We start from the raw sequence: 19,359 nt of genomic DNA, 5'->3' as shown, positions 1-19,359 counted from the left end.
CTACGGCCCTGCCTGCGGCGCGCCCATCGGGCGCAGCAGGCCAAGGGTGGCGCGCAGGATCAGCACGATTGCGGCCCCGGCCAGGGCACCGGGCGCAAAATCCATCATCGCGCCGATGACCGCGCCCAGCACCGCGCCGGTGGCGGCAGCGGGCAGCCAGCCGAACCAGCCCAGCCGGATCAGCAAAGATGCCACCGGCAGGGTCAGGATCATCCCTGCAAGGCTGAGGAGCGGCGACAGCAGGAATGCGGTGCCGATCACCCAGAGCGAAACCCCGGCGCCAGCGGGCAGATAGGGTTGCGCAAGCCTGACCAGCCCAAGACACAGCAGGCCCAAGGCCGAAGGCAGGATCACTGCCACCACCGCCGCCGCAAGCAGATCGCGCCAAGGCGTCTGCATCTGCTCGGGCGAGCGGATCAGGCTCATGCCGCCGAACCGCCCACCGTCAGCCCGCCGATCATCAGCGTGGGCTGGCCGACGCCGACCGGCACCCACTGCCCGGCCTTGCCGCAATTGCCGATGCCGGGATCGAGCGCCAGATCATTGCCGATGGCGCGGATCTGTTTCAGCGCGGTGGCCCCGTCGCCGATCAGCGTGGCTCCTTTGACAGGCGCGCCGACCACGCCGTTCTGCACCCGGTAGGCCTCGGTGCAGGAGAACACGAATTTGCCGTTGGTGATATCGACCTGCCCGCCTCCGAAGCCCACGGCATAGATACCATCCTTGAGACCCGCCAGAATATCCTTCGGGTCATCCGGGCCCGCCAGCATATAGGTATTGGTCATGCGCGGCATCGGGATATGGGCATGGCTTTCGCGCCGACCATTGCCGGTGGGGGCCACGCCCATCAGCCGCGCATTCTGGCGGTCTTGCATGTAGCCCACCAGAATTCCGTCCTCGATCAGCACGTTGCGGGCCGAGGCTGTGCCTTCGTCATCAATGGAAATGCTGCCGCGACGGTCTGGAATCGTGCCGTCATCCAGCACCGTGACCCCGCGCGCCGCGATCTGCTGGCCCATCAACCCGGCGAAGGCAGAGGTTTTTTTGCGGTTGAAATCGCCCTCCAGCCCGTGGCCAATCGCCTCGTGCAGCAAGATGCCCGGCCAGCCGGGGCCGAGGACCACATCCATCACGCCCGCCGGGGCCGCGACGGCATCAAGGTTGACCAGCGCAATCCGCAGCGCCTCGCGCACCATGGGTTGCCAGCGGCCGGGTTGCATCAGCGCGGCCAGACCGTGCCGCCCGCCGCCGCCCATGCCGCCCTGTTCGCGCCGCCCGTTCTGTTCCACGATCACCGAGACGTTCAGCCGCGCCATCGGGCGGATGTCGCGCAGGCGCAGCCCTTCGGGGCGCAGGATCTCTACCTCCTGATAGGACGCCGATACGGTGGCCGAGACCTGGATCACCCGAGGGTCAAGGTCGCGGGCAAAGGCATCAATCTCGCGCAGCATGTCGATCTTGATGGCAAACGTGGCATCGGCCATCGGATCGGCGTCGCCATAGAGCCTTGCATTGGTGCCCTGCGGCGGGGCCGCCATCACGCCGCCGCCGCTGCCCACCGCCAGCCGAGCGGTTTCCGACGCGCGGATCAGGGCCTGTTCGCTGATCTCGGTCGCATGGGCATAGCCTGCCACCTCCCCGCGCACCGCGCGCAGGCCGAAACCTTCGGAGGCATCGTAAGAGGCGGTCTTGATGCGCCCGTCATCCAGCACGATCGCCTCGGAGCGGCGGCGTTCCAGATACAGCTCGCCATCATCTGCCCCCAGGGTTGCCGCGCGCAGGACCGCCAGTGCCGCCGCCTCGTCCAGATGGGTTTCAAACGGGCGGAAGGGCTGATCGGTCATGGAAGATGTCCTTGATCTGAGTCAAATGGCGCTGCTTTGTCGCAACGGTTTCTCTTGTGGCAGAGGCCCTAATATGGTTTCAAGACAGCCGGAAACAACGGGATTCTGCCGCGTGCGCACCATGCGATACGGGCGGGACTCTGACAAGCGGCACCCAAGCCGTAAGGATAACGGGAACAGAACATGCGTCTTTGGAACCAAATCGGCGGGTTTGCCGCCAGTGTTGCGGGCTTGATGTCAGGCAGTGCTGCGCTTGCGCAAGGTCTTGAAATTGTCGGAAGACCTGTTGACGGGGGGACCGGTTTCCAGCCCGCGGCGACCGAATTGGCCCGCGATCTGCAGGGACTTGACTGGATGCTTCTGGTGATCATCACCGTGATCACCATCTTTGTGACCGGCCTGCTGATCTGGGTGATCATCCGCTACAACGAAAAGCGAAACGCCAAACCGGCGACCTTTACCCATAATTCGCCGCTGGAAGTGGGCTGGACCGTGGTGCCGATCCTGATCCTGGTGTTCATCGGCGCGTTCTCGCTGCCGGTGTTGTTCAAGCAACAGGAAATTCCGGTGGGCGACATCACCATCAAGGTGACCGGATACCAGTGGTACTGGGGCTATGAATATGTGGACGACGGCATCAACGAGCCGAATGCCGAAGGGGCAACCCCGGTGGCGTTTGACAGCTTCATGATCGGTGCCCCGGCCACGGGCGGTGACAACCGCCTGACGCCGGAAGTGTCGGCGCAACTGGCGGCCGCCGGGTACACGGATCAGGATTTCCTGCTGGCGACCGACACTGCGGTGGTCGTGCCGGTTGGCCGCACGGTGGTGATGCAGGTCACCGCTGCCGATGTGATCCACTCCTGGACGATCCCGGCCTTCGGGGTGAAGCAGGACGCCGTGCCAGGCCGTCTGGCGCAGCTGTGGTTCAACGCCGAGCGGGAAGGCATCTATTTCGGCCAGTGTTCGGAACTTTGTGGCATTGCCCATGCTTATATGCCCATCACGGTCAAGGTCGTGTCGGAAGAGGTGTATGCCCAATGGCTGGCCGCCGCGCAGGCCGGGGACGTGGTGTTGTCTGACGCCGATATCGAGGCCTATTCGGCAACCCGTCTGGCCGCGAACAACTGATCCCGTTCCGACGGGAAAGCGATGTGGATGGCCCCGTGTCCCGGGGCCATTTCCCTAAGCCAAGGAAATACAATGAGCGATGTTCAGGCCTACCCCGACAGCGGAGAGGCGCAGTTTGGCGATTACGTCGCGCTGCTGAAGCCGCGTGTGATGTCGCTGGTTGTGTTCACGGCGCTGGTGGGGCTGCTGGTGGCACCGGTGGGCGTGCATCCGGTGGTGGGCTTTGCCGCGATCCTGTTCATCGCGCTTGGGGCGGGGGCCTCGGGTGCCTTGAACATGTGGTGGGACGCCGATATCGACGCGGTGATGAAGCGCACCCAAAGCCGCCCGGTGCCTGCCGGCAAGGTGCAGGCGGGGGAGGCTCTGGGTCTGGGGCTGGCCCTGTCCGGCATTGCCGTGGTGATGCTCGCGCTTTCGGCCAATCTGGTGGCGGCCGGGCTGCTGGCGTTCACGATCTTTTTCTATGCCGTGGTCTATTCGATGTGGCTCAAGCGCCTGACGCCGCAGAACATCGTGATCGGCGGGGCGGCGGGGGCCTTTCCGCCGATGATCGGCTGGGCGGTGGCCACGGGTGGCGTATCGCTGGAATCGGCGCTGATGTTCGGGCTGATCTTCATGTGGACCCCGCCGCATTTCTGGGCGTTGGCTCTGTTCATGAAGGAAGATTACCACAAGGCCGGGGTGCCGATGCTGACGGTCACGCATGGCCGCAAGGAAACCCGGCGGCAGATCTTGATCTACACGGTGCTGCTGGCTCCGGTGTCGATCTGGTCGGCGCTGACATCCATCGGCGGGCCGGTCACGCTGGCGACCGCCCTGGTGCTGAACGCGATCTTCCTGAAAGGTGCCTATGACATCTGGAAACGCCCCGAGGCGCAGGCAGAGGGTGACAAATATGCGGTTGAAAAGCGGGTGTTCAAATTCTCGCTCGCCTATCTGTTCCTGCACTTTGCCGCGTTTCTGGTGGAAGCGTTGCTGAAGGTTTACGGGCTGGGGGGCTGGGCATGAGCTTTCGCCCGGACCATGAGCTGCACCGCCGTCGCTTTTCGCGCAACGTGGGCCTTGGCGTGACGCTGGTGGCCTTTGTGGCGCTGGTGTTTGCGCTGACCGTGGTGAAGGTCACGCGCGGCGACCCGATGCAGGGCTTTGACCATACCGTGCGGCCTGAACTTCTGCCTGCACAGACCGCAGTTGAACAAACCGGGGGAACGCAGCCATGAACAGCAGCGTAAAGACTGCAGCCAAGCTGGTGGGGGTGGCGGTGACCATGGCGTCGCTGTCCTTTGCCGCCGTGCCGTTCTACGACTGGTTCTGCCGGGTCACCGGCTTTGGCGGCACCACCGCTGTCGCCTCGGCAGCCCCTGACACGATTCTGGACCAGACCATCCAGATCCGGTTCGACGGGTCGACCTCGGGCGGGATGGCCTGGGAGTTCAAGCCGATGCAGCGCACCATGACGGTGCGGATCGGCGAGAATGCCCTTGCGTTCTATGAGGCGCATAATCCGACTGACCAGGTGATCGCGGGCACCGCAAGCTATAATGTGACACCGGATGCCGCGGGCGGGTTTTTCGCCAAGATCGCCTGTTTCTGCTTTACCGAACAGGTGCTGCAGCCAGGGGAAACCGTGCAGATGCCGGTGAGCTTTTTCGTCGACCCTGCCATCGTGACCGACCGCGAAGGCAAGTTCGTCAAAGAGATCACCCTGTCCTACACCTTTTACGAAACAGAGCTGACGTCAGAGCAGGCAGCCCTTGCTGTCGCCCCGGCTGACACTGTAAACTGACAAAAAAGAACCGAGGGAACCGACCATGGCCCACGCCAAGAACCACGATTACCACATCCTGCCGCCGTCGATCTGGCCGTTTCTGGCCGCGCTTGCCGCCTTTGTCATGCTTTACGGCGCTGTGCTGTGGATGCACGGATCGGGCCCCTGGTTGGGTCTGATCGGCTTTGTCGCCGTTTTGTATGTCATGTTCGGCTGGTGGGCGGATGTGGTGAAGGAAAGCCAGGACGGCGATCACACCCCCGTGGTGGTGATCGGCCTGCGCTATGGCTTCATCATGTTCATCATGTCGGAAGTGATGTTCTTCGCGGCATGGTTCTGGTCCTTCTTCAAACACGCCATGTATCCGATGGGGCCGCTGTCGCCCATTCAGGATGGCGTCTGGCCGCCGGCGGGGATTGAAACCTTTGACCCGTGGCACCTGCCGCTGATCAACACGCTGATCCTGCTGTGCTCGGGGGCTGCTGCCACCTGGGCGCACCATGCCCTGGTGCATGAAAACAACCGCAAGGATCTGGTGAACGGGTTGATCCTTGCCATCGTGCTGGGCGTGTTCTTCACCATCCTGCAGGTTTACGAATACACCCACGCCGCCTTTGGCTTTGCCGGCAACATCTATGGCGCGAATTTCTTCATGGCGACCGGCTTTCACGGCTTTCACGTGGTGGTTGGCACCATTTTCCTCGGCGTCTGCCTGATCCGCGCGCTGAAAGGCCATTTCACGCCCGAGCGTCACGTGGGCTTTGAGGCGGCGGCCTGGTACTGGCATTTTGTGGACGTGGTCTGGCTGTTCCTGTTCGCGTCGATCTACGTCTGGGGTCAGTAAGCCCCCGGGGCCTTCTGGCCCCTTCACGGCATCACCGGGCGCGGGCCACTGGGTCCGCGCCTTTCGTTTGGAGAGCTCTTGTCGATGACCACGCTTGCGCGCCGCATGATCCTTCCCCTGCTGTTCGGCCTGATCGGGGCGGCGGTTCTGGCGGGCCTTGGCCTGTGGCAACTGGACCGGCTGGCGTGGAAAGAGGCGGCGCTGGCGGATATTTCGGCCCGGATCGTGGCCGAGCCGGTGCCGCTGCCCGCCGCGCCCCGCCCCGAAGCGGACCGTTATCTGCCGGTCACCGCAACGGGCCGCTACACCGGGGAGTCGCTGGATGTGCTGGTCAGCCGCCGCGAGATCGGGGCGGGCGTGCGGGTGATCGCGGTGTTCGAGACCGCAGGCCGTCGGGTGCTGGTGGACCGCGGCTTCGTCCGAGAGGCCGACCGCGCCGCCCCGCGCGGGGCGGATGCGGCCATGGTGACCGGCAACCTGCATTGGCCCGATGAGGTGGACAGCTTCACCCCAACGCCCGATGCCAGCACTGGCCTGTGGTTCGCCCGCGACGTGCCCGCGATGGCCGCTGCCTTGGGTTCAGAGCCGCTGCTGATTGTGGCCCGCGCCACAACAGCCCCCGGCATAGAACCGATGCCGGTCGATATTTCCGGCATTCCGAACAACCATCTGGGCTATGCCGTGCAATGGTTCGGCCTCGCTTTGGTGTGGTTGGGGATGACAGCGTATCTTCTGTGGCGTATCAGGCGCAGGACAGTGTGAAGACAGGCTTTGTGATGCAATACATCTCTACGCGCGGCTCCGCCCCGGTTCTTGGCTTTGGCGAAGCGATGATGACCGGCCTTGCCCGCGATGGGGGCCTTTATGTGCCGCAGACCATTCCGACCATGAGCCATGACGAGATCGCGGCGCTTGCGGGTCTGTCCTATGAGGAGATCGCCTTCCGGGTGATGCGCCCCTATCTGGGCGATACCTTTGGGGATGATGAATTCCGTGGCCTGCTGGCGGCGGCCTACAAGCCGTTCGGCCACCTGGCCCGCGCGCCGCTGGTGCAGATGGGGCCGAACCATTTCCTGCTGGAGCTGTTTCACGGCCCGACGCTGGCGTTCAAGGATTTCGCCATGCAGCTGATCGGCCAGATGATGCAGGCGGCATTGGCGAAAACTGGCGCGCGGATCACCATTGTGGGGGCCACATCAGGTGATACCGGATCGGCGGCGATGGAGGCGTTTCGCGGGCTGGCCAATGTGGATCTGTTCATCCTTTACCCGCATGGCCGGGTGTCAGAGGTGCAGCGCCGCCAGATGACCACGGCGGTGGAAGACAATGTGCATGCACTGGCCATGGACGGCGATTTCGATGATTGCCAGGCCCGTGTGAAGGATATGTTCAACGATTTCGCCTTCCGTGATGGCGTGCGGCTGGCGGGGGTGAACAGCATCAACTGGGCGCGGGTTCTGGCGCAGGTGGTCTATTACTTCTCCTCTGCCGTGTCCTTGGGCGCGCCGCACCGCGCTGTCAGCTTTACCGTGCCCACCGGCAATTTCGGCGATATTTTCGCCGGATACATCGCGCGCCAGATGGGCCTGCCGATCGAGCGGCTGGTGGTCGCCACCAACCACAATGACATCCTGCACCGCGCACTGACCTCGGGTGACTACACCAAAGACGGGGTGAAACCCTCGATCAGCCCGTCGATGGACATTCAGGTCAGCTCCAACTTCGAACGCGCGCTGTTTGATGCTTACGGTCGCGATGGCAATGCCGTGGCGCAGCTGATGGACGAATTGAAAGCGGGCGGCTTCCATATTAGCCAAGGGGCGTTGGAAAGCTTGCGTTCCACCTTTGCCTCGGGCCGCTGTTCCGAGGAAGAAACCACCGCCACCATCACCCGCGAATATGTGCGCACCGGCGAGGTGCTTTGCCCGCATTCGGCCGTTGGCGTGAAGGTGGCGAATGACTATCTGGGCAGCACGCCGATGATCACGCTGGCCACGGCGCATCCGGCCAAGTTCCCCGATGCGGTGCTAGATGCCATTGGCCAACGCCCCGCCTTGCCCGCCCGCATGGCCGACCTGTTCGACCGGCGCGAGCGGTTGACCCGTGTGCCCAATGATCTGGCACGTCTTCAATCCCTGATCCGCGAAAGGATCGCATCTTGAGTCTGCAAATCTCGACCCTGCCCAATGGCCTGAAGATCGTCACCGAACATATGCCGGGGCTGCAATCTGCCTCGGTCGGGATCTGGGTCATGGCAGGCGGGCGGCATGAGACCGCCGCCCAGAACGGTATCGCGCATTTTCTGGAACACATGGCATTCAAGGGCACGGCAAAGCGCACGTCCCTGCAGATTGCCGAGGAAATCGAGGATGTGGGCGGCTATATCAATGCCTATACGTCCAAGGAAATGACCGCCTATTACGCCCGCTGTCTGGTGGCCGATGTGCCGCTGGCGCTGGATGTGATTTCCGACATCGTGCTGAATCCGGTGTTTGACCCCAAGGAAATCGAGACCGAACGCCATGTGATCTTGCAGGAAATCGGGCAGGCGCTGGACACGCCCGATGACATCATCTTCGACTGGTTGCAGGAGGTGAGCTACCCTGATCAGCCGTTCGGCCGCACGATTCTGGGGCCGTCCGAGCGGGTGAGCAGCTTTACTGCCGAAGATCTGCGCGGCTTTGTCGGCCAGCATTACGCGCCCGATCAGATGATCTTGTCGGCTTCGGGCGGGGTGGATCACGAGTCGATCGTGCATCAGGCGCGTGAGATTTTCGGCCATCTGGCGGCCCGCGGCATCAGCGTGGTGGAACCCGCCGCCTTTATCGGCGGCGAGCGGCGCGAGGTGAAAAAACTGGAACAGGTGCATTTCGCCCTGTCGCTGGAAGCGCCTGGCTATCGCCACCCTGACGTTTATACCGCGCAGGTCTATGCGATGACGATGGGGGGGGGCATGTCCAGCCGCCTGTTCCAGAAGATCCGCGAAGAGCGGGGGTTGTGCTATTCGATCTTTGCGCAATCGGGGGCCTATGAAGATACCGGGTCGATCACGATCTATGCCGGGACCTCAAAGGAGGAGATCGCGGCGCTGACCCAGCTGACCGTGGATGAGATGAAGCGCGCCGCCGAAGACATGACCGAGGCCGAGGTGGCCCGCGCCCGCGCGCAGCTGAAAGCCGGGTTGCTGATGGGGCTGGAGAGCCCGTCGAACCGGGCCGAGCGCAATGCGCGGCTGCTGGCGGTCTGGGGCCGGGTGCCGACGCCCGAAGAGGCGGTGGCCAGGATCGACGCGGTCAACATGGCCGATGTGCGCCGCTTTGCCGCCGAGTTGGCGGGCGCGAAGACGGCGCTGGCCATGTATGGTCCGGTGGCAAAGGCCCCCGGTCTGGAGGCCCTGCGCGACCGGCTTGCCGCCTGATGTTGCCGTTCCGCCGGCGCCCCAAGCTGGAGACAGAGCGCATGACCCTGCGCCTGCCCGCGCATGGCGATTGGCGGGCCTGGGCGGACCTGCGCGAAAGCAGTGCGGGGTTCCTGACCCCGTGGGAGCCGGTCTGGTCCGCCGACCATCTGTCGCGGCGGTCGTTCACCAACCGGGTCTACTGGGCGCAGCGGGCCGAGGCGCAGGGCACGGCGGTGCCCTTCCTGCTGATCCGGCGCCAGGACCAGCAATTGCTGGGCGCAATCACGCTGGACAATATCCGGCGCGGCCCGGCGCAATGCGCCACCATCGGCTATTGGGTGGGCGAGCCGTTCAGCCGCCGCGGCTATATGCGCGAAGCGATTCTGGCGGTGGTGCACCATGCCTTTGCCACGCTGGACCTGAGCCGGGTGGAAGCCGCCTGCCTGCCGGAAAATGCGGCCTCGCGCGGGGTGCTGGAAAAGACCGGCTTCAAATATGAGGGCGTCGCGCAAAGCTATCTGCAGATCAACGGGCGCTGGCGCAATCATGTGCTGTATTCGGCCCTGCGCGCTGACCGGCGCGGCCGGACCGATGTGGGCTGACCGCCTGACGAAAGCGTGAACATGCGCCAAGGCTGACGCAGCGGCAAGCCGTGCTACCATTAGGGTTCAACCCCGGAGGTGCCCGATGCGTTTGCCGATCCTGCCCGCCTTGCTGTTGGTGACGACCGCTGTGCCCGCGCTGGCACAAGAGCGCATCCCGTCGCATTGCTTTGCCGTGGCGCAAGGGATTGCCCAGGTGATGCCCGCCAGCTTTGCCCCCGATCTGGCGCAGGATCAGGTGCGCATTCATTACATCGCCCATTCCAGTTTCGCGATTGCCTCGGGCGGCAAGACGGCGGTGACCGATTTCACCGGCTACACCGGCATGGCCGATTGGGTGCCTGATGTGGTGACGATGAACAATGCCCATTCCAGCCATTGGACCGCCAACCCCGATCCGCGCATTCCCAACGTGTTGCAGGGCTGGGCCGATGCAGCGGGACCGGCGCAGCACGAGCTGGATCTGGGGGCCATGCTGGTGCGCAATGTGCCCACCGATGTGCGGTCGCGCTGGGGCGACGGCGCGCGGGCGAATGGCAATTCGATCTTTGTGTTCGAGGCCGGGGGGCTGTGCATCGGCCATCTGGGCCATCTGCACCATGCCCCTGACGAGGCGCAATACGCCAGCATCGGGCGGTTGGATGTGGTGATGGTGCCAGTGGATGGTGGCTATACCATGGCCGTGTCGGAGATGAGCGAAGTGGTGCGGCGCTTGCGCTCGTCCATCGTGATTCCGATGCACTGGTTTTCGGGGGCCTCGCTGGCGGGGTTTCTGGACACGATGAAAACCGAATTCGAGGTTGTGGAAACCGGGATGTCCTCGCTGGACGTGTCGCTGCGCAATCTGCCGGGGCGGCCCACGATCATGGTTCTGTTGCCCGAGGGGATCAACTGACGCGCCGCGGTGCGGGCGGCGGTCATGAGGGTGGCGCGCTGGCGGCAAGAGCGGGTTTTCTTGCGCCGCGCGCTGTCGTAGACCGGGGGCAAAGGAGCCGTCCATGCTGAACCCCTGCACCCCCGATCTGTTGTCTGCGCTGGACATGGCGCATCCCGGCCTGCTGCGCGCCGTGGCCCCGCAGGATGTGGAAGAACCGCGCGGGCGCTGGCGTGGGCAGGCGGGGGCGGTGGCCTGCCCCCGCAGCACCAGCGAAGTGGCTGCCATTGTGGCCGCTTGCGCGCAGGCCCGCATCGGCATTGTTCCCATGGGCGGCGGCACCGGGCTGGTGGGCGGGCAGGTGATGGCGCAGGGCCCCGCCCCGCTAATCCTGTCGCTGGAGCGGATGAACCGGGTGCGGGGGGCTTATGGCGCCGAAAATGTGCTGGTGGTCGAGGCCGGGATGATCCTTGCGGAGGTTCAGGCACAGGCCGACCGGCTGGGCCGGATCTTTCCTTTGTCGCTGGCATCGGAAGGCTCGGCCCGGATTGGCGGCAATCTGGCGGCAAATGCGGGCGGGCTGAACGTCTTGCGCTACGGCAATGCGCGCGACCTGTGTCTGGGGCTGGAGGCGGTGCTGCCCGATGGCAGTGTTTTCAACGGCTTGAAGCGGCTGCGCAAGGACAACACCGGCTATGACCTGCGCCATCTGCTGATCGGGTCCGAGGGGACTTTGGGTGTGATCACCGCCGCCAGCTTGCGCCTGTTTCCCAAACCCGCCGCCTGCGTGGTGGCGCTGCTGGCGGTGCCCTCGCCGCAGGCGGCGCTGGAGTTGCTGGCCTTGGCCGAAGGCGAGCTGGCGGGGCTGATCTCGGCCTTCGAGCTGATCCACCGGATGGGCTATGATTTTCTGGCGCAGACACTGCCCGAGGTGACGGTGCCGCTCTCACCCATTCCGGACTGGTCAGTGCTGATCGAGCTGGGCCTGCCGCAGGGCGTGGCCCCGGAAGAGGCGATGGCGGGCCTTTACGCGCAGGCGGCAGAGGCGGGGCTGGTGCTGGACGGGGTGATCGCCACATCGGCGGCGCAGGCCGCCAGCCTATGGCGCATCCGCGAAAGCATTCCCGAAGCCAACCGCCGCATTGGGGCCGTGTCGAGCCATGACATCAGCCTGCCGCTGTCGGAGGTTCCCGGCTTCATCCCACGCGCACACGCGGCCCTGGCAAAGCTGGGCGACTGGCGGATCAACTGCTTTGGCCATCTGGGCGATGGCAACCTGCATTTCAACGTCTTCCCGATGCCGGGCCGTACGCGGCGCGACCATGATCATCAGCGTGACGCGATCAAGGCCTGCGTGCATGACATCGTGCATGACCTTGGCGGATCGGTCAGCGCCGAACATGGCATCGGGCGGCTGAAGGTCGCTGATCTGGAACGCTATGGCGATCCGGCCAAGCTGGCGGCAATGCGGGCGATCAAGGCTGCGCTGGACCCTCTGGGCATCATGAACCCCGGCGCAGTGCTGCGCGGCTGAGGGCAGAGGGGGGCGAGGCCCCCCGCGCCCCGCCTAGCAGTTGGGCACGTTCACCGCCAGCCCGCCCAGCGAGGTTTCCTTGTACTTCTCATGCATGTCGCGGCCGGTCTGGCGCATGGTCTCGATACAGGCATCAAGGCTGACCAGATGCTGCCCGTCGCCGCGCATCGACAGCGAGGCGGCAGAGACCGCCTTGATGGCACCCAGCCCATTGCGTTCGATGCAGGGCACCTGCACCAGCCCCTTGACCGGGTCACAGGTCATGCCAAGGTGATGTTCCAGCGCGATTTCGGCCGCGTTTTCCACCTGTTCCGGGGTGCCGCCCAGCACGGCGCACAGGCCGGCCGCGCCCATGGCGGCGGCGCTGCCCACCTCGGCCTGACAGCCGCATTCCGCGCCCGAGATGCTGGCGTTGTGCTTGCAGAGGCCACCGATGGCGGCGGCGGTCAGCAGGAAATCGGCGATGCGCGACGGGGATGCCCCCGGCACATGGTCCAGCCAGTAGCGGATCACCGCAGGCACCACGCCTGCCGCGCCATTGGTGGGGGCGGTGACCACCTGGCCCCCGGCGGCGTTTTCCTCATTCACCGCCATGGCGTACAGGCTCATCCAGTCGTTGATCGTGTGCGGGGCCTGCATGTTCAGCCCGCGTTCGGCCAGAAGCTGGTCATGGATGCCCTTGGCGCGGCGGCGCACCTTGAGCCCGCCGGGCAGAATGCCGCTGCCTGCCATGCCGCGGTCGATACAGGCACTCATCACCTCCCACAGTCGGACGATGCCACGGTCAAGCTCTGCGGCGGAGCGGAAACGCAGCTCATTGGCGCGTTTCATCCCGGCGATGGACAGACCGCTGTCCTTGGCCATGGCCAGCATTTCGGCGGCGGTCTCGAACGGGTAGGGCACGTCGGCACGGGGCTTTTTCTTGTCAGAGGCATTGGCGGCAAGTTCCTCTGCCGTCAGGACAAAGCCGCCGCCGATGGAATAATAGGTTTCCTGCAGGATCACATCGCCTTGCGCATCGGTGGCGCGCAGGATCAGGCCATTGGCATGGCCGGGCAGGGCAGGGCCGTAGTCGAAGGCCAGATCCGCGCCAGGGTCGAAGTGCAGCGCCGTCAGGCCGGGCGGGGTGATCTGGTGGCTTTGCCTGATCGCGTCCAGCGTGGCGTCAGCCCGTTCTGCATCATAGGTTTCGGGCACAAACCCCGCGAGGCCCAGGATGGTGGCGCGATCTGTCGCATGGCCCACGCCGGTAAAGGCCAGACTGCCATGCAGCGAGGCGCGCAGCCCATGTGCCTGAAACGGCGAGGCGCGCAAACGGTCCAGAAACCGCGCCGCCGCCACCATCGGGCCCATGGTATGGCTGCTGGACGGGCCGATCCCCACCTTGAACATATCAAAGACCGACAAGAACATGCGCCATCCCTTTGCACTGATGCGGCATTGTGCGCCGGAATGCCCGCGTTTCACCAGACGAAAGCGACATTGCGCGCGCGTCTGCGGCATGGGCCAGCGGTGGTGGCGGCAGGGTGATGCGCGCGGGATCTGCGCCGCCTGCGCCGGGATTGTGGCAGGCTGGCGGGCAATTCACCCTCGCACCTGCGGGCCGCTTTCCCTATAACGCGGGCAGTTGCCCCGCTTCATTCACAGGGAATCGCCCATGGCTGCCGACCTCTCGCCCATTGACAAGGCCAAATTTCTGGCCGCCAAGCGCGCCACCGATTTTGTCGAGGACGGGATGAAACTGGGGCTTGGCACCGGGTCGACCGCGGCCTGGATGGTGCGCTGCCTGGCCGAACGCATCCGCGAAGAAGGCTTGCGCGTGGTGGGTGTGCCGACATCCAGCCGGACGGCGCAGCTTGCCACGCAGCTGGGCGTGCCGATCACCACGCTGGATGAGGCGAAGTGGCTGGATCTGACCATTGACGGCGCGGATGAATTTGACGGCAATCTGAACCTGATCAAGGGTGGCGGGGCGGCGCTGTTGCAGGAAAAGATCGTCGCCACCGCGTCGGATCAGATGATCGTCATTGCGGATGCCGCCAAGGATGTCACCCAGCTGGGCGCCTTTCCCCTGCCGGTCGAGGTGATCCCGTTCGGCTGGCAGACCACCAAGGCCTTGGTCGAAGAAACCCTGGTCTCGCTCGATGTGCTGAACCGCGACGTGACCTTGCGGATGAACGGGGCGGCACCGCTGGTGACGGATGAGTCGAATTACATTCTTGACCTGCATCTGAAACGGATCGGCAATCCGCGCCAGTTGGCGCTGGTGTTGAATCAGATCCCGGGTGTCGTGGAAAATGGGTTGTTCATCGACATCTGCGACATCGTGGTGATCGGCCATGCCGATGGCCGGGTGACGGTGCGCGACGTCAACTCGGGAGAGATCGAGGAAGATCGCGTGGAATTCGTGCCAACCTCAAACATATTCGCGGATCTCGACTGATGGCTTTTGATGTAGACCTGTTTGTCATTGGCGGGGGCTCTGGCGGCGTGCGCGCGGCGCGGATGGCAGCGGCCACCGGGGCATCGGTCGCGCTGGCCGAGGACAGCCGCCTTGGCGGCACTTGCGTGATCCGGGGCTGTGTGCCCAAAAAGCTGATGGTTTTTGCCTCCGGCTTCCGGGAGATGCCGGCTGAAGCGCGGGCCTATGGCTGGGATATTGCCGATGGCACCTTTGACTGGTCCATGTTCCGCACAACCCTGCACACGGAGCTTGACCGGCTGGAAGGCGTGTATCGCCGGTTGCTGGAAGGGTCGGGCGTGCGGGTGCATGATGCCCGGGCCCGGCTGACCGACGCGCATAGCGTTGTGCTGTCCAGCGGTGAAACGGTCACCGCCAGGCATATTCTGGTCGCCACGGGTGGCTGGCCCGAGCGGCCGGACCTGCCCAATGCGCAGCTTGGGCTGGTGTCGGATGACATTTTCGAACTGGAGACCTTGCCCAAGTCCATGCTGATCGTCGGCGGGGGTTTCATCGCCTGCGAGATGGCCTGCATTCTGGCCGGTCTGGGCGTCAAGGTGACGCAATTCTATCGCGGGGCGCAGATCCTGCGCGGCTTTGACGATGAAGCGCGCGGGCTGATTGCTGAATCGATGAAGGCGCAGGGGATCGAGCTGCATCTGGGTACCAATGTGGTGGAAATGGCCGAAGCTTCGGCGATGACCGATGAGGCCAGCAAGATGGGGGCAGGCGTGGAGTCGGCTGCGGATCTGTTGCCACAGTCGGGCAAGCGCGGCTGTCCGGTCTGGGTCAAGGCCACGAATGGCATGGAACAGACCTTCGACTCGGTGCTGTTTGCCACCGGGCGCCGCCCGACCACAGCTGATATGGGGCTTGAAGATCTTGGCGTAACCCTTGGGCGGCGCGGGGAAATCGTGGTGGATGACTACAGCCAGACCGCGGTGCCTTCGATCTATGCCATTGGCGATGTGACCAACCGTGTCAACCTGACCCCGGTCGCGATCCGCGAAGGCATGGCCTTTGTGCGCACCGTGTTTGAGGGGGAGCCGACGGCGGTGGATCATGATCTGATCCCCAGTGCGGTGTTCACCCAGCCGGAACTGGGCACCGTGGGCCTGACCGAAGAGGCCGCGCGCGAGCAGGAACCGATCGAGGTCTATTGCACCAGCTTTCGCCCGATGCGCAGCGCCTTTGCTGGCAGCGATGCAAGGGTGCTGATGAAGTTGATTGTCAGTCAGGCGACGCGCAAGGTTCTGGGATGTCACATCGTCGCACCCGACGCCGGCGAAATGATCCAGTTGGCGGCAATTGCCGTCAAAATGGGGGCCACGAAGGAAGATTTTGACCGAACAGTGGCGGTTCACCCGACAATGGCCGAAGAACTGGTCACGATGCGGACAGCAACGCGCAAGGCATGACCGGATTTGCTTGATTTTCGGGCCGGAATGACCAGTTAAAAGACACAAGCGAACAAGAAGGGTTTCAGCGAATGGCAAGTGGAGGTCCCTGGGGGGGCGGTGGCGGATCGGGCGGCGATGATCGTGGCAATGGACGGGATGATGAGCGCAAGACGCCGGGCCGCAGGCCGGAAAACGCGGGACCACAAATTCCCGAAATCGACCAGATCGTCAAAAAGGGCCAGGAACAGCTGCGTGTTCTGATGGGCGGACGCGGCAAGGGTGGCGCGAATGGCGGTGGCGGCGGTCGTGGCCCGTCTTCGCCACGGGTGACCAAGCAGGGGATCGTGCTGGGTGGGCTGGCTCTTGTCGCGCTTTGGTCCTACATGTCATTTTACACGGTGCGGCCGGAAGAACGCTCGGTCGAGCTGTTTTTGGGTGAATTTTCCACCGTGGGTGGCCCCGGTCTTAACTTTGCGCCTTGGCCTATCGTAACGGCCGAGATCGTGCAGGTCACCAACGAACGGACGACCGATGTCGGTGTCGGCCGGACCGGTGAAGACGCCAGCCTGATGCTGACCCGTGACCAGAACATCGTCGACATCGGTTTTCAGGTGGTCTGGAACATCCAGGACCCCGCGAAATACCTGTTCAACCTGGCCGACCCGGCGGACACAATCCGCGCGGTGTCTGAATCGGCGATGCGCGACATCATCGCGCGGTCGGAACTGGCCCCTGTGCTGAACCGGGACCGCGGCCTGATTGCAAGCGACCTTCTGGCGGCGGTGCAGGGCACGTTGGACAGTTATGATGCGGGCTTGAATGTGGTCCGGGTCAACTTTGAAAAAGCCGATCCCCCGCGTGAGGTGATTGATGCCTTCCGCTCGGTCCAGGCCGCCCAGCAGGAACGCGAACGGCTGCAGAATGAGGCTGATGCCTATGCCAACCGTGTCACCGCCGGAGCCCGCGGTGAAGCGGCGCGTCTGGTCGAGGAGGCCGAAGCCTATCGCGCGCAGGTCGTCAACGACGCCTCGGGTGAGGCAAGCCGTTTCCTGTCGGTCTATGAGGAATATGTGAAGGCGCCGGATGTCACCCGCAAGCGGATGTATCTGGAAACCATGGAACGGGTGCTGGGCAGCATGAACAAAGTCATTCTGGACGGCGTTCAGGGCGGCGAGAACGGTCAGGGCGTCGTGCCCTTCCTGCCGTTGAACGAACTGGGTCGCCAGACACCTGTTGCCGCCCCGGCTGCAGCATCGACCGGAGGAAACAACTGATGAAAGCGCAACTTATTCTGCCGGTCGTGGCAGTGATTGCCGTGGCCGCTTTTTCGTCGATCTTTATCGTGGACGAGCGTGAAAAGGCGCTGGTGCTGCAATTCGGTCAGGTCAAGCAGGTCAAGGAAACTCCCGGACTGGGGTTCAAGATCCCGTTGATCCAGGAAGTCGTCACCTATGATGACCGGATTCTGGGCCTGCCGACGCAACCGCTGGAAGTCACCCCGCTGGATGACCGCCGGTTGATCGTGGATGCCTTTGCCCGGTGGCGGATCAATGATCTGATCGAATTCCGCGAAGCCGTGGGCGCGGGTGGGGTCGATTCGGCCCAGACCCGTCTGGACCGGATTTTGAACGCGGCCATCCGGGAAGTGTTGGGTTCGGTTCCTTCGGGCCGGGTGCTGTCAGAAGACCGGACCGTGCTGATGAACCAGATCCGGGACCGGGCACGGGTAGAATCGCGGGCCTTGGGCATTGAGGTGATCGACGTGCGTCTGACGCGCACGGACTTGCCCGAACAGAACCTTGCCGCCACCTTTGCCCGGATGCGGGCAGAACGGGAACGTGAAGCCGCGGATGAAATCGCGCGTGGTGGTGAAGCTGCACAACGGGTGCGGGCTGCCGCAGACCGGACTGTGGTGGAACTGACCTCGGATGCGCGCCGCATGGCCGAGGTGACCCGAGGTGAGGCCGATGCCGAACGCAATGGCATCTATGCCGAGGCCTTTGGCCGCGACCCTGAATTCTTTGCCTTCACCCGCTCGCTGACCTCCTATGAGCGCTCGTTGCAAGCTGGGAATTCGTCGATCGTGATGCAGCCGGACAGCGAGTTCTTTACCTATCTGCGCAGCGATATCGCCCCGGGTGATCGCCCGGGGGTGACAGATCAACCCGTCGGGACCACCGCAGCATCGGCCCCATGATCTGGGTTGTGCTGGCCGTCGGGCTGGTTGCCATTGCCGAGGGGCTGGTGCTTGCACTGGCCCCTTCGCGTCTGGAACAGGTGCTGGCCCTGATGGTGCGCCTGTCGATGGAAACCCGGCGTCTGATGGGATTGGTGTCGGTTGCCTGCGGTGCCACGCTCATCGCATTGGCGCGTTGGATCGGGTTTTAGCGGCAGGTCAGATCTGGGCCCTGTGTCGGCCAGGGGCCGCTGTCGCGCGCCTGCACCCCGTCGGGGCCGAGCGTCACCGTCAGTTTGCGTGACCAGTCTGCCGAGGCAATCACCAGCATGTCGCGCCCCTGACAGCGAAGGGTGCCACCGGCGATGCTGCTGTCCCCGATGCGATGATTGGTGAACCCCTGCGCGCGGGCGCGTTCCACAAGCCGGTCGCCCTCCAGCCGCACAAACACCAGATTGCGCGCCAGATGCGGGCGGTCGACATAGGCAATGTCGATACGGCCGTCGCCATCAAAATCGCCCCATCCGGCCGGGGCCAGCCAGCGGTTTGGCTGACCGATATAGGCTGTGGCGGCCCGTCTGCCATTGATGTCGTAGATGGCAAGCGCGGCCCCTTGCGTGAGAGAGGTTTCCACCACCATCACTTCATCGCGGCCATCGCCGTCAAAATCACCCAGCCGCGCGGTGATGTCTTCAAACACATGACTTTCCGGCAGGGTGAAGCGCAGGCGGCGGGCATCAGACAGCACAAGCTCCAGCCCGCCCCATTCCAGCGCGTCGCCCAGCACCGCATGGGCGTAGCGGTCGGTGGGCGCGACCAACCGGGCCTCTAGAATATCCTGCGCCATGGCGGGGCCGGACAGCCCCATCACAAGCGCAAGCGATAGACGCATCAGATCTGCTTTTCCGGCATCTGCACAACCAACCCGTCCAGCGCGTCGGACACTTTGATCTGGCAGGTCAGGCGGGACCGAACCGGATCGGGCTGGTAGGCGAAATCGAGCATGTCCGCTTCCATACTGTCTTTTTGCGGCAGGCGATCCACCCATTCGGGCGCGACATAGACATGGCAGGTGGAACAGGCGCAGGCCCCGCCGCAATCGGCCTCGATGCCCGGAATGCCGTTGTCGCGGGCCCCTTCCATCACGGTCAGGCCATTGGCCACATCCACGACATGTTCCTTGCCGCCGTATTCCACATATTTGATCTTGGCCATCGTCTGTCCGTGTCCCTTTTCGCAAGCTGGCGCAGTTCCATGGACATAGGCCACAATGGCGGTCTTTGCCAGAGGTGGTGGTAGTGGAAAGGCGGGCAGCGGGGCGGGGT

The 19,359-nt window shown here is 64.1% G+C and carries 21 protein-coding genes; 16 read left to right on the top strand and 5 right to left on the bottom strand.

The annotated features are described in order from the left end of the window. Together CXR43_RS10455 and tldD are read right to left on the bottom strand one after the other, a co-directional pair. Entirely contained in the window at positions 1 to 426 is a 426-nt protein-coding gene (locus CXR43_RS10455) for a hypothetical protein (protein WP_103333870.1), read from the bottom strand. Further along, a complete protein-coding gene (tldD, locus tag CXR43_RS10450) occupies positions 423 to 1,844 on the bottom strand; it encodes a metalloprotease TldD (RefSeq protein WP_103333869.1) in 1,422 nt (473 codons plus the stop codon). Before tldD ends, CXR43_RS10455 begins: the two co-directional genes overlap by 4 nt. Positions 1,845 to 2,027: 183 nt before the next feature. Here tldD and coxB point away from each other — a divergent pair, with 183 nt between their 5' ends. From coxB to CXR43_RS10395, 11 genes are all read left to right on the top strand, one after another. Beyond that, positions 2,028 to 2,975: a cytochrome c oxidase subunit II gene (gene coxB / locus CXR43_RS10445; protein ID WP_168219800.1), complete on the top strand. Its 948-nt coding sequence runs from the start codon at positions 2,028 to 2,030 to the stop codon at positions 2,973 to 2,975. A 72-nt stretch (positions 2,976 to 3,047) separates the two neighbouring features. After that, positions 3,048 to 3,983 (top strand): heme o synthase, encoded by a 936-nt coding sequence (cyoE, locus tag CXR43_RS10440; RefSeq protein ID WP_103333868.1) that lies wholly within the window; start codon positions 3,048 to 3,050, stop codon positions 3,981 to 3,983. Continuing rightward, a complete protein-coding gene (locus tag CXR43_RS10435) occupies positions 3,980 to 4,195 on the top strand; it encodes a cytochrome c oxidase system small membrane protein (protein WP_103333867.1) in 216 nt (71 codons plus the stop codon). Before cyoE ends, CXR43_RS10435 begins: the two co-directional genes overlap by 4 nt. Then, on the top strand, positions 4,192 to 4,761 hold the full coding sequence (locus CXR43_RS10430; RefSeq protein ID WP_103333866.1) for a cytochrome c oxidase assembly protein: 570 nt from the start codon (positions 4,192 to 4,194) through the stop codon (positions 4,759 to 4,761). The genes CXR43_RS10435 and CXR43_RS10430 overlap by 4 nt, the downstream gene beginning before the upstream one ends. Before the next feature lie 25 nt (positions 4,762 to 4,786). Further along, entirely contained in the window at positions 4,787 to 5,587 is an 801-nt protein-coding gene (locus CXR43_RS10425; protein ID WP_103333865.1) for a cytochrome c oxidase subunit 3, read from the top strand. 84 nt (positions 5,588 to 5,671) lie between these two features. Further along, a complete protein-coding gene (locus tag CXR43_RS10420; protein WP_103333864.1) occupies positions 5,672 to 6,349 on the top strand; it encodes an SURF1 family protein in 678 nt (225 codons plus the stop codon). 14 nt (positions 6,350 to 6,363) lie between these two features. Continuing rightward, positions 6,364 to 7,749 carry a threonine synthase gene (gene thrC / locus CXR43_RS10415; RefSeq protein ID WP_103334192.1) on the top strand — a complete coding sequence of 462 codons (1,386 nt, stop codon included), beginning with the start codon at positions 6,364 to 6,366 and terminating at the stop codon, positions 7,747 to 7,749. After that, the gene (locus CXR43_RS10410; protein WP_103333863.1) at positions 7,746 to 9,005 is read left to right on the top strand and encodes a M16 family metallopeptidase; all 1,260 of its coding nucleotides are present in this window, start codon (positions 7,746 to 7,748) and stop codon (positions 9,003 to 9,005) included. Before thrC ends, CXR43_RS10410 begins: the two co-directional genes overlap by 4 nt. Further along, a complete protein-coding gene (locus CXR43_RS10405) occupies positions 9,005 to 9,589 on the top strand; it encodes a GNAT family N-acetyltransferase (RefSeq protein ID WP_103333862.1) in 585 nt (194 codons plus the stop codon). Before CXR43_RS10410 ends, CXR43_RS10405 begins: the two co-directional genes overlap by 1 nt. An 85-nt stretch (positions 9,590 to 9,674) precedes the next feature. After that, complete coding sequence (locus tag CXR43_RS10400; protein ID WP_103333861.1) at positions 9,675 to 10,484, top strand: MBL fold metallo-hydrolase; 810 nt, start codon at positions 9,675 to 9,677, stop codon at positions 10,482 to 10,484. A 103-nt stretch (positions 10,485 to 10,587) separates the two neighbouring features. After that, positions 10,588 to 11,997 carry an FAD-binding oxidoreductase gene (locus tag CXR43_RS10395; protein ID WP_103333860.1) on the top strand — a complete coding sequence of 470 codons (1,410 nt, stop codon included), beginning with the start codon at positions 10,588 to 10,590 and terminating at the stop codon, positions 11,995 to 11,997. 33 nt (positions 11,998 to 12,030) lie between these two features. Here the strand turns inward: CXR43_RS10395 and CXR43_RS10390 are convergent, their stop codons facing one another. After that, positions 12,031 to 13,410 carry an L-serine ammonia-lyase gene (locus CXR43_RS10390; protein ID WP_103334191.1) on the bottom strand — a complete coding sequence of 460 codons (1,380 nt, stop codon included), beginning with the start codon at positions 13,408 to 13,410 and terminating at the stop codon, positions 12,031 to 12,033. A gap of 244 nt (positions 13,411 to 13,654) precedes the next feature. Here CXR43_RS10390 and rpiA point away from each other — a divergent pair, with 244 nt between their 5' ends. From rpiA to CXR43_RS10365, 5 genes are all read left to right on the top strand, one after another. Then, on the top strand, positions 13,655 to 14,440 hold the full coding sequence (gene rpiA / locus CXR43_RS10385) for a ribose-5-phosphate isomerase RpiA (RefSeq protein WP_103333859.1): 786 nt from the start codon (positions 13,655 to 13,657) through the stop codon (positions 14,438 to 14,440). Further along, positions 14,440 to 15,876 carry an FAD-dependent oxidoreductase gene (locus tag CXR43_RS10380; protein ID WP_210402077.1) on the top strand — a complete coding sequence of 479 codons (1,437 nt, stop codon included), beginning with the start codon at positions 14,440 to 14,442 and terminating at the stop codon, positions 15,874 to 15,876. The genes rpiA and CXR43_RS10380 overlap by 1 nt, the downstream gene beginning before the upstream one ends. A 71-nt stretch (positions 15,877 to 15,947) precedes the next feature. Further along, positions 15,948 to 17,132 (top strand): FtsH protease activity modulator HflK, encoded by a 1,185-nt coding sequence (gene hflK / locus CXR43_RS10375; RefSeq protein ID WP_103333857.1) that lies wholly within the window; start codon positions 15,948 to 15,950, stop codon positions 17,130 to 17,132. After that, a complete protein-coding gene (hflC, locus tag CXR43_RS10370; protein ID WP_103333856.1) occupies positions 17,129 to 18,055 on the top strand; it encodes a protease modulator HflC in 927 nt (308 codons plus the stop codon). The genes hflK and hflC overlap by 4 nt, the downstream gene beginning before the upstream one ends. Further along, entirely contained in the window at positions 18,052 to 18,246 is a 195-nt protein-coding gene (locus tag CXR43_RS10365) for a DUF2065 family protein (protein ID WP_103333855.1), read from the top strand. Before hflC ends, CXR43_RS10365 begins: the two co-directional genes overlap by 4 nt. Here CXR43_RS10365 and CXR43_RS10360 read toward each other — a convergent pair. Together CXR43_RS10360 and CXR43_RS10355 are read right to left on the bottom strand one after the other, a co-directional pair. Beyond that, positions 18,243 to 18,926, bottom strand: a complete 684-nt coding sequence (locus tag CXR43_RS10360; RefSeq protein ID WP_103333854.1) for an FG-GAP repeat domain-containing protein — start codon at positions 18,924 to 18,926, stop codon at positions 18,243 to 18,245. The genes CXR43_RS10365 and CXR43_RS10360 overlap by 4 nt on opposite strands. After that, the gene (locus tag CXR43_RS10355) at positions 18,926 to 19,249 is read right to left on the bottom strand and encodes a 2Fe-2S iron-sulfur cluster-binding protein (RefSeq protein ID WP_103333853.1); all 324 of its coding nucleotides are present in this window, start codon (positions 19,247 to 19,249) and stop codon (positions 18,926 to 18,928) included. The genes CXR43_RS10360 and CXR43_RS10355 overlap by 1 nt, the downstream gene beginning before the upstream one ends. Positions 19,250 to 19,359 lie beyond the last annotated feature (110 nt).

This window comes from Pseudotabrizicola formosa (assembly GCF_002900965.1).
GTDB classification, from domain to species: domain Bacteria; phylum Pseudomonadota; class Alphaproteobacteria; order Rhodobacterales; family Rhodobacteraceae; genus Pseudotabrizicola; species Pseudotabrizicola formosa.
Note: the sequence above shows the minus strand (reverse complement) of the source record. Positions and strands in the feature narration are given on the sequence as shown.

What these genes read in the sequence shown, in the direction of transcription:
- CXR43_RS10420 (WP_103333864.1), top strand. Translation starts at nt 5,672, where the DNA reads ATGACCACGCTTGCGCGCCGCATGATCCTTCCCCTGCTGTTCGGCCTG.
- rpiA (WP_103333859.1), top strand. Translation starts at nt 13,655, where the DNA reads ATGGCTGCCGACCTCTCGCCCATTGACAAGGCCAAATTTCTGGCCGCC.
- CXR43_RS10365 (WP_103333855.1), top strand. Translation starts at nt 18,052, where the DNA reads ATGATCTGGGTTGTGCTGGCCGTCGGGCTGGTTGCCATTGCCGAGGGG.
- thrC (WP_103334192.1), top strand. Translation starts at nt 6,364, where the DNA reads ATGCAATACATCTCTACGCGCGGCTCCGCCCCGGTTCTTGGCTTTGGC.
- CXR43_RS10400 (WP_103333861.1), top strand. Translation starts at nt 9,675, where the DNA reads ATGCGTTTGCCGATCCTGCCCGCCTTGCTGTTGGTGACGACCGCTGTG.
- CXR43_RS10395 (WP_103333860.1), top strand. Translation starts at nt 10,588, where the DNA reads ATGCTGAACCCCTGCACCCCCGATCTGTTGTCTGCGCTGGACATGGCG.
- CXR43_RS10360 (WP_103333854.1), bottom strand. Translation starts at nt 18,926, where the DNA reads ATGCGTCTATCGCTTGCGCTTGTGATGGGGCTGTCCGGCCCCGCCATG.
- CXR43_RS10455 (WP_103333870.1), bottom strand. Translation starts at nt 426, where the DNA reads ATGAGCCTGATCCGCTCGCCCGAGCAGATGCAGACGCCTTGGCGCGAT.
- CXR43_RS10390 (WP_103334191.1), bottom strand. Translation starts at nt 13,410, where the DNA reads ATGTTCTTGTCGGTCTTTGATATGTTCAAGGTGGGGATCGGCCCGTCC.
- CXR43_RS10355 (WP_103333853.1), bottom strand. Translation starts at nt 19,249, where the DNA reads ATGGCCAAGATCAAATATGTGGAATACGGCGGCAAGGAACATGTCGTG.
- tldD (WP_103333869.1), bottom strand. Translation starts at nt 1,844, where the DNA reads ATGACCGATCAGCCCTTCCGCCCGTTTGAAACCCATCTGGACGAGGCG.
- hflK (WP_103333857.1), top strand. Translation starts at nt 15,948, where the DNA reads ATGGCAAGTGGAGGTCCCTGGGGGGGCGGTGGCGGATCGGGCGGCGAT.
- coxB (WP_168219800.1), top strand. Translation starts at nt 2,028, where the DNA reads ATGCGTCTTTGGAACCAAATCGGCGGGTTTGCCGCCAGTGTTGCGGGC.
- CXR43_RS10425 (WP_103333865.1), top strand. Translation starts at nt 4,787, where the DNA reads ATGGCCCACGCCAAGAACCACGATTACCACATCCTGCCGCCGTCGATC.
- CXR43_RS10435 (WP_103333867.1), top strand. Translation starts at nt 3,980, where the DNA reads ATGAGCTTTCGCCCGGACCATGAGCTGCACCGCCGTCGCTTTTCGCGC.
- CXR43_RS10380 (WP_210402077.1), top strand. Translation starts at nt 14,440, where the DNA reads ATGGCTTTTGATGTAGACCTGTTTGTCATTGGCGGGGGCTCTGGCGGC.
- cyoE (WP_103333868.1), top strand. Translation starts at nt 3,048, where the DNA reads ATGAGCGATGTTCAGGCCTACCCCGACAGCGGAGAGGCGCAGTTTGGC.
- CXR43_RS10405 (WP_103333862.1), top strand. Translation starts at nt 9,005, where the DNA reads ATGTTGCCGTTCCGCCGGCGCCCCAAGCTGGAGACAGAGCGCATGACC.
- CXR43_RS10430 (WP_103333866.1), top strand. Translation starts at nt 4,192, where the DNA reads ATGAACAGCAGCGTAAAGACTGCAGCCAAGCTGGTGGGGGTGGCGGTG.